Annotated in this window: 11 protein-coding genes and 1 riboswitch; of the genes, 2 read left to right on the top strand and 9 right to left on the bottom strand. The window is 47.4% G+C overall.

Translation table 11 applies throughout. The features are described from left to right. Positions 1–21: 21 nt before the first annotated feature. The 3 genes from TCA2_RS10790 to TCA2_RS10780 all read right to left on the bottom strand — a co-directional run bounded on the left by TCA2_RS10790 (position 22) and on the right by TCA2_RS10780 (position 3,634). Complete coding sequence (locus TCA2_RS10790; RefSeq protein ID WP_047911591.1) at positions 22–501, bottom strand: pyridoxamine 5'-phosphate oxidase family protein; 480 nt, start codon at positions 499–501, stop codon at positions 22–24. Positions 502–618: 117 nt separating this feature from the next. After that, positions 619–2,430 (bottom strand): phosphomethylpyrimidine synthase ThiC, encoded by a 1,812-nt coding sequence (gene thiC / locus TCA2_RS10785; RefSeq protein WP_081872383.1) that lies wholly within the window; start codon positions 2,428–2,430, stop codon positions 619–621. Between the two features lie 228 nt (positions 2,431–2,658). Continuing rightward, positions 2,659–2,769: riboswitch (TPP riboswitch) on the bottom strand. A gap of 115 nt (positions 2,770–2,884) precedes the next feature. Beyond that, positions 2,885–3,634, bottom strand: a complete 750-nt coding sequence (locus TCA2_RS10780; protein ID WP_047911590.1) for an IclR family transcriptional regulator — start codon at positions 3,632–3,634, stop codon at positions 2,885–2,887. Positions 3,635–3,986: 352 nt separating this feature from the next. Here TCA2_RS10780 and TCA2_RS10775 point away from each other — a divergent pair, with 352 nt between their 5' ends. Next, a complete protein-coding gene (locus tag TCA2_RS10775) occupies positions 3,987–4,979 on the top strand; it encodes an alpha/beta hydrolase (RefSeq protein WP_152557706.1) in 993 nt (330 codons plus the stop codon). A gap of 184 nt (positions 4,980–5,163) precedes the next feature. Then, positions 5,164–6,381 carry a Fe-Mn family superoxide dismutase gene (locus tag TCA2_RS10770; protein ID WP_047911589.1) on the top strand — a complete coding sequence of 406 codons (1,218 nt, stop codon included), beginning with the start codon at positions 5,164–5,166 and terminating at the stop codon, positions 6,379–6,381. A gap of 133 nt (positions 6,382–6,514) precedes the next feature. Here the strand turns inward: TCA2_RS10770 and TCA2_RS10765 are convergent, their stop codons facing one another. From TCA2_RS10765 to TCA2_RS10740, 6 genes are all read right to left on the bottom strand, one after another. After that, positions 6,515–7,330, bottom strand: coding sequence for a lipoate--protein ligase (locus TCA2_RS10765; protein WP_047911588.1), 816 nt, complete (start codon positions 7,328–7,330; stop codon positions 6,515–6,517). A gap of 66 nt (positions 7,331–7,396) precedes the next feature. Next, positions 7,397–7,990, bottom strand: coding sequence for a GTP cyclohydrolase I FolE (gene folE / locus TCA2_RS10760; RefSeq protein WP_047911587.1), 594 nt, complete (start codon positions 7,988–7,990; stop codon positions 7,397–7,399). 57 nt (positions 7,991–8,047) lie between these two features. Next, positions 8,048–8,308 (bottom strand): YneF family protein, encoded by a 261-nt coding sequence (locus tag TCA2_RS10755; protein ID WP_047911586.1) that lies wholly within the window; start codon positions 8,306–8,308, stop codon positions 8,048–8,050. Positions 8,309–8,411: 103 nt separating this feature from the next. After that, on the bottom strand, positions 8,412–10,253 hold the full coding sequence (gene queG, locus TCA2_RS10750) for a tRNA epoxyqueuosine(34) reductase QueG (RefSeq protein ID WP_047911585.1): 1,842 nt from the start codon (positions 10,251–10,253) through the stop codon (positions 8,412–8,414). A 106-nt stretch (positions 10,254–10,359) separates the two neighbouring features. Continuing rightward, positions 10,360–10,944 (bottom strand): signal peptidase I, encoded by a 585-nt coding sequence (gene lepB / locus TCA2_RS10745; RefSeq protein WP_047911584.1) that lies wholly within the window; start codon positions 10,942–10,944, stop codon positions 10,360–10,362. A 214-nt stretch (positions 10,945–11,158) separates the two neighbouring features. Next, positions 11,159–11,584: a GNAT family N-acetyltransferase gene (locus TCA2_RS10740; protein ID WP_047911583.1), complete on the bottom strand. Its 426-nt coding sequence runs from the start codon at positions 11,582–11,584 to the stop codon at positions 11,159–11,161. Between the last annotated feature and the right edge of the window lie 315 nt (positions 11,585–11,899).

Genomic DNA, 11,899 nt, shown 5'->3' with positions numbered 1-11,899 from the left:
TGCAATCCTGTACAAGCTCCGTCACAGATCTACGGTCTTGTTCAAATCCATCTCATTCTTGCCTGTCATTTTGTTGATCAGATTCTTGACCAGCTTTGTTTTACTGCCTGTTTCCCAATACTCGGCGGTGTCTGCCTGAATCTTGATGAGCACCAGCGAAGGGTCGTCATAAGAAACATCAAGCAGCATCTCATAGGCTTTGTTCCAGAACTCCTTCACTTTCGCCGGATCCTGAATCAGCTCCGCTTCACCCCGTATGGAAACATAGGATTTACCGACATAGGCTACATTGACCAGCGGATTTTGCATCAATTCACGATACTTATTGGTGTCCTTTTTAGTTAAAAACCAGAGATCTCCGTCAAATTCAACCTCCTGTGTCTTCATCGGACGAGAGACGAGTCCTTCTGGTGTTACGGTTGTCAACATCGCTGTATCTATATCCTTGATCAAATCTCTTACCGTCTCAATTGCTTCTTGATTCACTGCTGAAGTATTCATAAATGCGATTCCCTCCTTGGCTTCTGGCTCTCACATTTATATTAACCAATTGGAGAATCTGCAATCTACGAAACGGGATCTCACATTATTTCCCTCATGCATTGGGAGATTGTTCGTTCACCTGTTCTGACCCCGATATTCTTCGGCCTTCTCCTGCATACCGGCATGGATCGCTTCCTTCTCACTAACTCCCTTGACGGATGCCATATTCCGAATATCCTGAGTGATGCGCATGCTGCAGAATTTGGGTCCGCACATCGAACAAAAATGCGCCGTCTTCGCTCCCTCTGCGGGAAGAGTCTCATCATGATAGGATAAGGCACGCTCCGGATCAAGGGACAGATTGAACTGATCCTTCCAGCGGAACTCAAATCTCGCTTTGGAGAGGGCATCGTCTCTTCTGTGCGCTCTAGGATGACCCTTGGCCAGATCGGCTGCATGGGCAGCGATCTTATAGGCAATGACCCCTTCCCTTACATCATTCTTATCCGGCAGTCCCAAATGCTCCTTCGGCGTAACATAGCACAGCATAGAGGTGCCAAACCAGCCGATCATCGCCGCCCCGATCGCAGATGTAATGTGATCATATCCGGGAGCAATATCAGTTGTAAGTGGACCCAGCGTGTAAAATGGGGCTTCCTGACAGATCTCCATCTGCAGATCGACGTTCTCTTTGATCTTATGCATGGGTACATGTCCGGGACCTTCAATCATCACCTGCACATCATGCTTCCAGGCGATCTGCGTCAGTTCTCCGAGTGTTGCCAGCTCTGCCATTTGAGCCTCATCATTCGCATCATAGATGCTGCCGGGTCTTAGTCCATCTCCAAGTGAAAAAGCAACATCATATCGGCTCATAATCTCACAAATCTCTTCAAAATGAGTGTACAAAAAGTTCTCCTGATGATGTGCCAGGCACCAAGCTGCCATGATCGAGCCGCCCCGTGACACAATTCCAGTCATTCGCTCTGCTGTCATTGGAATATATCTTAGAAGAACGCCTGCATGAATCGTAAAATAATCTACACCCTGCTCCGCCTGCTCAATCAGCGTATCTCGGTATATTTCCCAGGAGAGCTTCTCTGCCTCCCCGTTCACCTTCTCCAGTGCTTGATAGAGTGGAACTGTCCCAATGGGTACAGGAGAATTGCGGATAATCCATTCTCTAGTCGTATGAATATGGCGGCCTGTCGAGAGGTCCATGACTGTATCCGCTCCCCAATGCACAGCCCAGCTCATCTTCTCTACCTCCTCCTCAATCGAAGAGGAAACAGCAGAGTTTCCGATATTCGCATTGATCTTGACATGGAATCGGCTTCCGATCAGCATTGGCTCACTTTCCGGATGATTGATATTAGAAGGCAGGATTGCCCTTCCTCTTGCAATTTCACTCCGTACAAACTCCGGATCGAGTCCCTCGCGGATCGCTGCGAACTCCATTTCAGGTGTCACGATCCCTTTTCTGGCATAATGCATCTGAGTTACACATCGACCTGACTTGGCTCTAAGCGGCTGTCTTCTAACACCCGGGAACACCTCTACCTCCTGCTGGGCACTTCTGTCGGATCGAATCCCATTATCCTCTGGCCGTATTTCTCTTCCTTCATAAAACTCAACATCCTCACGCTCAAGGATCCAATTCCGGCGCAAGAGCGGAAGGCCTTGACGGATATCAACTTCTATATTCATATCTCCCATGGGTCCGCTCGTATCGTATACCCGAAATGGCTCATTCTGCTCTACCCCTTGGGGTGTGCTAGTGGGATGGAGCTCAATTTCACGTTCGGGTACGGCAATGTCCGGCCTTGATCCTTGGATATATACCCTCTTGCTGGCGGGGAATGGCTGGAGTCTTCCTGATTCGCCCTTTAATTGTTCTCCTCTTATAGCCGATGTCTCTGTGTTCAGTTCTGTGTTCGAATGATTCATATGTGCTTCCTCCTTTTTCGAGTTGGGAAGCCCTCTCCTGAGCTGTGTTTGAAAGATAGAAGATATACAAACGACAGCCAGTTATGCAGAAGCTGCGGCAACAAAAAAGAGCCGATTCCCACAGGGGGAATCAGCTCTAATCCAAATAAGATCTTACCGATGTACCGGCTAATGAAGCTGCATAGACTACTAGCAGAAGCTTCACCTCATACACGGATCTTATCCACATTTTATCGCCAATTACTTCCCTACGCTGGTATGATCCAGATCAGGTGCAAAGAGTCCGGCACCTTGCAGTGCCATCTCAGCCCGGCATTTCGGGCTCCCCTAGTAAATTGTTATTGTTGTTTAAATAAATGGTTTAACCTCATCCTTTGTCTGAATTAAGGTCCATACAAGATTATCTCATTCACAGCATATTTTCAACCTTTATTTTCCATCCAATCCGATAGCATTACCTCAGCATGAAACCCATTTGCGCCGCTGTCTCCATAACAATAGGTGCATATTCCCGAAGCGTCTCTTCTGACAGCCTGCTGACCGGTCCCGATAATGACAAGGCTGCCGCTACTTTGCCCTTGCGATCAAAGATCGGCGCTGATACGGCTGCTGCTCCAGGCTCTCTCTCTTCATAGCTCGTTGCATATCCCAATTCTCTAATCTCTTGCAGCTGACTCATATAAGTATCTTGATCAACAGACAAGGGGATATCAAAATTGCGTATCAGCTGCTCCTGCTCTTCTCTTGCTGCAAACGCAACCAACACTTTACTCGATGCGCCAACAGACAGAGGCAGCCTCACACCAACAGGCGCTACCCTTCGAATTGCTTGATTACTCTGCACAGCCTGAACGCGTATCCGCTCATTGCCGTCCTTCAAATACAAACTGACTGTCTCTCCCAAGCGATCTCGAAGACGCTCCATCGCAGGCAGCAGCAGAATGGCCGGATCATCACTCTGTGACATATGTGCCGCAAGCTCCCATATGCGAATGCCAAGCCGATACTTCTCTGTTGAAGGATTGCGTACAACAAATCCCCTGTCCTCCAGTGTTGTCAGCAAACGATGCACAGTACTTTTATGTAAACCGATCTTGCCAGAAATTTCTGTAAGACCCAGATCTGATTGCTCCGTAAAGCATAACAAAATATCCAATGCCCTCTCGACCGCTCGAACCGTTAATTTGCGATCTTGCTCTTCCATGGCATAATCCCCTCTCTGTTTCATCACGTGAAACCTGGTTACATAAATTATAAGAGAATCGAGGATCAAAGTAAAGATTTAATTGAGAATTAATCTCAATTACACAGCTCATTTTCTCTCATCCATCGATCATAATGGAAACATTTCGGAATAAGTCTTCCTTCACTTGACAAACATTTTTCACCATTAATTTCACTTACATTACAAGTGTGTAACAATTAGTCCCAATCGATTGACTTTAGACAGGACGCATCATAGGATAAAGAATAAAGTTATACCAACCTCATCTTTGATTACAAGTTGGTTTTAGTAAATTAGTCCTATATAACATTCTATTGGAAGGAGGAGTATGATGTTTCCTATCTCCGAGAATAGATCACTTAATCAAAACGTATCGAGTGCTCCTCCCGCACTTTCCACTCGGCTCATCCGTTTTAAGCATATTGTGGTTGCCCTTATTTTATCGATTATATTTTTCCTTGTATTTTGCTTTATTGCTCTTCATGCTTATATCGCATGGGTACTGTCCTATCCGGCAGTAGCTCCGGTATATTCCAATCCGCTGCTGTCCAAGGGCATGGAGTATGAAGAGGTGACTTTCCCTGCTACAGACGGAAGCCGGAACGTCAGCGGCTGGTACATCCCTGCCGAGGAGAACAGCAGCAAAACGATTGTGTTCAGTCATGGCTATGGTGCCAACCGGGAGGAATCCTGGATTCCTATGTATGATTTGGCCCATTACGCTCATCAGCAGAATTTTAATGTCATTATGTTCGATTACGGCTTCGCCTCCCAGAACACAAGAGTCGTTGCTACAGGCGGAAAGGCAGAATCGAAACAGCTTCTTGGCGCAGTACAGCTCGCTAAGCAAAAGGGAGCTCAAGAAGTTGTCGTATGGGGCTTCTCGATGGGTGCAGGAACTGCTCTCCAGGCTGCCCTTCAAACCGAGGACATTGATGCTATGATTCTCGACAGCACCTTCCTGCTGGAGCCGGATACGCTGTATCATAATATACAGAATCAGATTGACTTGCCGAAGCAGCCTACCCTGCAAATTCTAACCATGCTGTTCCCGATCCTGAATGGTACCAGTCTAAATTCCATTCCTTATCAGGAGGTAAGATCAAAGGCTTATGACATCCCTATCTTCTTCATCCATGGAACCCAGGATGAGAAGGCGCCTTATCCAATGGCAGAGCTCTTTGCGAGTAACCAGACCAATCCGAACTCTGATGTGTGGATCGTAGAGGAAGCACGTCATGAGCTCATATACAGAGAGCATCCAAGAGAGTACTTGAACAAGGTGTCTTCATTCCTTGGCGGTATAAGTCTCGCTCATAAATAGATTAAGCTGAGGCACCTTTAAACAGGTGCCTTTCTCATATCCTTTTTCAAACTCTCTCTTATTTTGACAAGTCATCATAGTCCAAGCTCTAATGAGAATAAGTATACGTTAGATCATTACGCCGTCTGCTGCTATGCATAACATTAGGTTTAAATAAGAATGATTCTTGGGAGGTGCCGAGCTTATGGAGCTCAGTTATGGACCCTATTTACCGCTGCGCGCGCTGGAAGAGATAAGGTCTTGGAAGGATACTGAAATGGGATGCACAAATATGATTACTTCGATTGCACCGGACCTTGAGGAGGCCTATGTGAAGCTTCTCAATGAATGGGGAAGCGTATTCCAACGATCGGCCGATGCAGCCGATGATCTGCTTCAGCGGGTAAGCACAGGCGTACAGCCGCCGGATGATTATGCGCTTGGTCAGCTCGATGTGCTGCTCGCCGCTGCGTTTACCCAATCGAAGGAGTTCCATCGCCATCTCGGACATATCCTTGAGCATAGTGCAGCTCTATCAAGCAACCCTGCTGCTGAGGTTGTTTTCCGATACATCCAGGACCAATCAGAGCATAATGTGAACAGACTCCGCGGACTGGATCAACCCGCAGCCATCTCCCAAAGAGTAAAACCTAGAAGCATCTGGAATGAAGAGCCCTTCCCTTATCCGGAAGTGTCGTCACCGCGAACGGGAGCTTCCGAGGAACTGGTTCAGGAATTATCCGCTGCTCTCACTGTATCAGACACCGCAGCAGCAGACAGCTCCCCTCCTGCGTCTCCAGTTCCGATTGGAGGGCACAAGCTGCCGCCGCTGCCTTATCCTTACAATGCGCTGGAGCCCTATATTGATGAGAAGACGATGCGCATTCATCATGACAAGCATCATAAAACGTATGTTGACGATCTTAACACCGCAGAGAAGAAGCTTCAGGAAGCACGGCAAACCGGGAATTTCGAGCTTGTGAAGCATTGGGAACGAGAGCTGGCCTTTAACGGAGCAGGACATTATCTCCATACCATCTTCTGGGACACCATGAGCCCGAATGGCGGCGGAAAGCCTGTCGGTTCATTGGGTGAACAGATCCGCAAGGATTTCGGAAGCTATGAAGCATTTAAGAAGCACTTTACAGAAGCAGCCAATAAGGTGGAAGGCGGCGGATGGGCTGTGTTGGTGTGGAGCCCAAGAGCACATCGGTTAGAAATATTACAGGCAGAGAAGCATCAAAATCTATCGCAATATGATATTGTTCCGCTTCTTCCACTGGATGTGTGGGAGCATGCCTATTACTTGAAGCATCAGAATGAACGCAAGAAATACATTACGGACTGGTGGAACGTCGTAAACTGGCCTGCTGTGGCAGAACGATTCCAGGAAGCCCGCAAGCTGAAATGGACTCCTTATTAAAAGTAGTAAGCACGTACCAAGACAGCTCTCCATAGTTCTTAGAATAATGTAGGCTGTCTAATCGCACCTCTATTCTCAAAGTAAAAGACCTCGTTCTGAGGTCTTTTTTCACTATACCTGTTATAGGATGAGCTTAATCGTAACGCTCCTTTAACACGGCGACTGTGCGCTCCACCTCGGATTGAGGAACAGATGGCCTAGCTCCGGTATACACCTTCTCTGCTGAAGCACCGATCGTTTCTATTAAAGACTGCATGTATGCCTCAGCAGACGGTACACCCGACAGCTCATTTAGACTTCCCATGCTCCCGTACCTCACTTGAGGATAGCCCTCATCAGCATCCCCGGCTGCCTGATCATAGAACTGGATGATGTCTTCTGTCAGCTCATCCCCGCTTCCTTCCACGATGATAAAGCCGGTAACAAGATAGGCCTTGGCCAAACGGCGCTGGGCAATTCCGCAAAACTTCCGTCCATTGATCGCGACATCATAGTCTCCCGGGCAATAGGCTCCTTCGATCTCTCCTGCCACTGCATGACCGCCCCAGGGAAGAATCGCCTTCCGAATATATTCAACCATGGATTTAAAATCATCATGGATGTTAATAGCATGTCCAGGGTTCGGAAGCATGAGACTTAGATTCACCACTCCTCTGGTCAGTCTGACCGCTGCACCTCCAGAAGGACGCACACAGGTGCTTATCCCCTTATTCCGAAATTGCTGCATGGCTTCCTCCGCCTTCTTCAGCCTGCGGTCTCGGAGACCGATGACAAGCGCATTCTCGTGACGCCAGAGATGAGCGACAGGGCGATGCCCCAGCCCCACTTGCCTGCACATCACTTCTTCCCATGCAAAAGCTTCAAGCACGTCCTCATCCTTCTTCATAAGCGGCGATTCCCAAATCTGGATCTCCTCGAATTTGTGAAGCAGTGTATCTTCCCTCGCCATGTGCGTCTTCTCCCCCTAATAAAAAAGCCTTGATCAATTCGATCAAGACTTTCCGAAATTTCGAGATTAACCTTTAACAAGAGACAGGAACTCAGCCCGGGAAGCGGCATTATCCCGGAATGTACCACGTGTAGCAGAAGTCACTGTCTTGCTGCCCGGCTTCTTCACACCACGAGCACACATACACAGATGTTCTCCTTCCACAACAACCATGACCCCATTCGGCTTAAGCGCATCCTCAAGGATGTCCGCAATTTGCGAAGTAATCCGCTCCTGCACCTGCAGACGACGAGTTACAGCCTCAACTAGTCTCGCAAGCTTACTAAGTCCGACAATTTGTCCACTTGGCACATATCCGATATGGACCTTGCCGAAGAAAGGAGCCATATGATGCTCACATTGACTGTAGTACACAATATCCTTCACAATGACGAGCTCCTCATGGTTCTCATCAAAAGTGACACCAAGTACATCTCTAGGATTTACTTCATAGCCCGCAAAAATCTCCTCGTACATGCGGGTAACTCTAGCCGGTGTTTCCAGCAGACCTTCACGTTCTGTATCTTCACCGATCAGCTTCAATATCTGTTCAACATGATACTCAATCTTCTCGCGATTAGCGCCAACAGAAGAGTTCATGTAATCTTTAACTCCAGCCATTCCTTCTTCCTCCTCCCAAGCGGCATACACCTGTACCTGGCAGGCAAGATTGCAGCATTATCTTTTTCTTCCCTGGTTCTTGCGCATAGGCGGCTGCATCTTGCCTGCACCATTTCCGCCCTGCTGGGATTTCATCATCTGTTGAGCACGCTGCATCTGCTTGCTGTTCAAATTGTAGCCCATTTGTTTTGCCATTTTTTGTAGAGCCTCAGGATCCTTCTGCATCTTCTCAAGCTGCTTGCGCAGATAGAATGCACCGATAAAGAATCCCCCAACGAGGCCCACAATTAGTGTAATAATGGGAATAACGATATCCATACTTATACACCCCTGTTTTTCGCTTGATTGCTATTCTTAACGCATCATACACGATATCATAGCATGTAGAAACGCGGCTAGCAAACGCAATTTGGTGTTTTTGTCAATTCGACTTCTGCCCTTCCAATGAGAGCAGGCGTTCCTTCACGTGCAGCCCTCCAGGGTATATCGTTACTCCACCCTCACTTCCCGTTAAACGGTGATGAGGAATAATAATAGGAAGCGGATTTTTGGATACCGCCGCCACAACCGAGCGAACAGCCTTCGGTCTACCTATCTTCTCTGCTAATCCAAGACTTGAGACATGCTGACCATATGCGATCTCTGTGAGTGCCTGCCATACCTGCAGCTCGAATGGTGTTCCTCTTAGATCCAGCTGAAGCTGGAACTCCGTACGCTCACCAGAAAAATATTCCTGAAGCTGCCATGTCACCTCTTGAAACCGGGATGGATCATGTACAAAATGATATTCACCCAGCCAAGTGCGTGCCCATTGCTGCAGATGTGCCTCTCTTACGGTATAGTTGCCAAAATCGAGCCTTGCAAGTCCTTGTTCCGTGGCACAAAGCGTCAGCTCTCCTGCTTCTGTTGATATTTCATGATAATAAACAGGCTCACCCGTAAGCTTGGTTACCGGAGTAGGCTTCCAGGCTGCTTTGTTGTCACTGCGATTCAGTGCCATATTAGATTCATTGTTACTGCCATCCGATGAACTCGTTTCAGACGAACCAAATTCAGCCGCAAACTCTGCTTCGGATTTCTTCTTCTCGGATAGAGGCCCCATGAGCAGCTTCTCCTGGGCTCTCTGCAGCATGTCCAGTACGTTCCCATCTTGTTCTCTTGCAGCAGCTTCCGATATCACATTCATTGCTTCTTCTCCTCCTATTTGGCTGAGCGACCAAGCAGCGGTTCCTCTCAGTTCGGGACGAGGATCCCGCAGCAATACTTCGCTCAGCTCGGGTACAGCGCTTTGATCTTTAAAATTGCCAAGCGCGATGACGGCATTGCGTTGTATTGGTTTTTTACCTCGCCAAGCGGCAGAGCTGTGTCCAAACCGTTCCTTAAATTCCTTATTGCTCAGGAAGAGCAGCGGTTTAAGCAAAGGCTTGACAATCTCGGGGTCGGGCGCAAATTCAGGATGATGATCCCAATTCTTCCCTCTATTCTTCGGGCATACGATCTGGCATGTATCACAGCCATACAATCGATTCCCGATCTTCTTCATATATTCTTCGTCCAAAAAGCCTTTGGTTTGCGTCAAAAAAGAAATGCACTTCTGGGCATTCAGCTGTCCCGGGCCAACAAGCGCTCCTGTAGGGCAGGCATCAATGCACTTCGTGCATTCTCCGCATCCTTCTGTCACCGGCGCATCCGGTGTAAATGGGATGTCTGTTATGAGTTCCCCTAGAAATATCCATGAACCGAACTTGGGTGATATGATCGCGCAGTTTTTGCCGCTGAAGCCGATTCCCGCCCGCTCAGATACAGCCCGGTCCACCAGAACACCCGTGTCCACCATATTCTCAATGCGCGCCTCTGGAACCTTCTCCTGGATAAAAGCGGTGAGCTTGTCCATCGCTGCCCTCAGAACATGATGGTAATCCTGTCCCCAAGCTGAGCGGGCCAATATCCCTCTGTAGCTGCCAGGCTCTGACTTAGGCGGATCCTTCATCTTGGATGGGTAGGCAATGGCAATAGCAATGAGCGAAGCAGGCTTACCCGATTCCAGCGCGGGATTGACCCGCTTCTCAATATCAGGCTCTTCAAATCCTGACTCATGGCCCTTGGCACGATGCTCCAGCAATATGGAACGCAAGGATTCAAAGGGTTCAGCGGAGGCAAAACCAATATCATCGATTCCAAAAGACGGTGCTGCCTGCTTGATCTCCTGCTTCAGCCACTCAAAATGTACTCCTGGGCTTACGAGCGAGTCTCGACTAATCATATGATCACCTCTAATCTAATCCAATTCATAATATCTCTGGCTGTCTTCAATGGAATAAACGTGAATTCCTCACATATATCTGTATAGCCTAATCTTCTGTTCCCATTCACAGCTTCTTCATATCACTCATCGGCCAAAAAATAAATTCGGCCTTCCCGACGATCTCTTCAGCTGAGACACTCCCAAACGATCGGCTATCCTTGCTCTTGCCTGCATGCCTGTTATCTCCCATAACGAAGTAACGGCCTTCTTCAAGCCGGATTGGACCAAAATCCGGATCCTCAATTGGAGTATTTGTATAGGGTTCCGTCTGAGGCTCTTCGTTGATATATAGTACGTGTTCCCGTATTTCTACCATATCCCCGGGAATACCAATGACTCTTTTGACAAGGAATTCTTTACGATCAGGCGTATGGCTCGGATCATGCAGCACGACGACGTCGTGACGCTTCGGCGTATCAAATTCGTATACGATCTTATTAATGAACAAACGATCTTGTTCAACTAGGGTTGGCTGCATTGATTCGCCCTTAACAATGGAAATATTGAAGACAAACAAATTAAGAAGCAGCATCAGTACGACAGCAACCAAAATGGTCTTAAGCCAATCCAGAAGCTCTCCAGACAGAGTTGAGCCCGAAGAGGATGTTGTCGCCGTATTCTCTATATCTGGCGGTATTTCGCGGCTCATTTGCTTCTATCACCTCAAGATTATATTAAAAATGCCATATCAATAGAAAAGCATATCTCAGTTCCATTTGCAATTGGAAGCCAAGATATGCCTATTATGGATTAGCAATAAAATAGAATAATACCTATGTTCTCTCTCTATATCTAATCTCGCTCATTGCTTGAACATGAGACGCCAATCTAGCAAACCTATACCTTGCATTCAAAGCACTCTATTAGCTGTGTGCAAGAATACTAAGATTCTGGAATGCCTTCATGACCTGACTAGCTCCGTAACCCATCGCTTCATATAGCGGCATCGCGGCTTTGTTATGCTCATCACCAGCGACCCACACCCCTCTTACCTTGCGCTGTTGAAAACGCTGTTCAAGCGCCTTAACCAGGGCTTTTCCAACGCCTTGACGTCTGAAATCAGGGTGAACCGCAATACGATAAATACAACCATGGTTCTGATCAATAGTACCGATTAAAGCACCGATCAGCTCCCCATCCTGCTCAGCAACCATAATAAGGTCTGAATCCCAGGACAACTGGCGAGCGAAAGGACCCATCGTGTTCTCAAAGCAATCTTCCGACAAAGCAGCCGCAAGGAGCTCTGTTACACCATTTGCGTCACTCAACTGAAAGGAACGAATGTTCATCTGCTAAATCTCCCTTTTCGTTATCTTTAGTGAGGTTTTACAAAAAGGTACGCCCTTTTTACCAAAAACCCGATGATGATCCATCTGAATATATTAGAATGATATGTACAGACGGAAAAACCGGCAAAAGCCGGCCGAAACATCTGTCACGCCTATTAAGGAGAGCCAGAAATGTTCAGGAAATGATAATATGACAAAAAACGAGATATATCTTCTTCATCGTCCATTAAACCACACTTTGCTCCAGAAAACACGCTTTTTCTTCTGTAAGCGCTTAATATCAAGCGCTTACATTTTTATTGCTAAACATTGTAT

It is taken from the genome of Paenibacillus sp. TCA20 (genome assembly GCF_000732325.1).
GTDB classification, from domain to species: Bacteria; Bacillota; Bacilli; order Paenibacillales; family Paenibacillaceae; genus Paenibacillus; species Paenibacillus urinalis.
The sequence above is the reverse complement of the archived record's forward strand: the minus strand, read 5'-3'. Positions and strand labels throughout refer to the sequence as shown.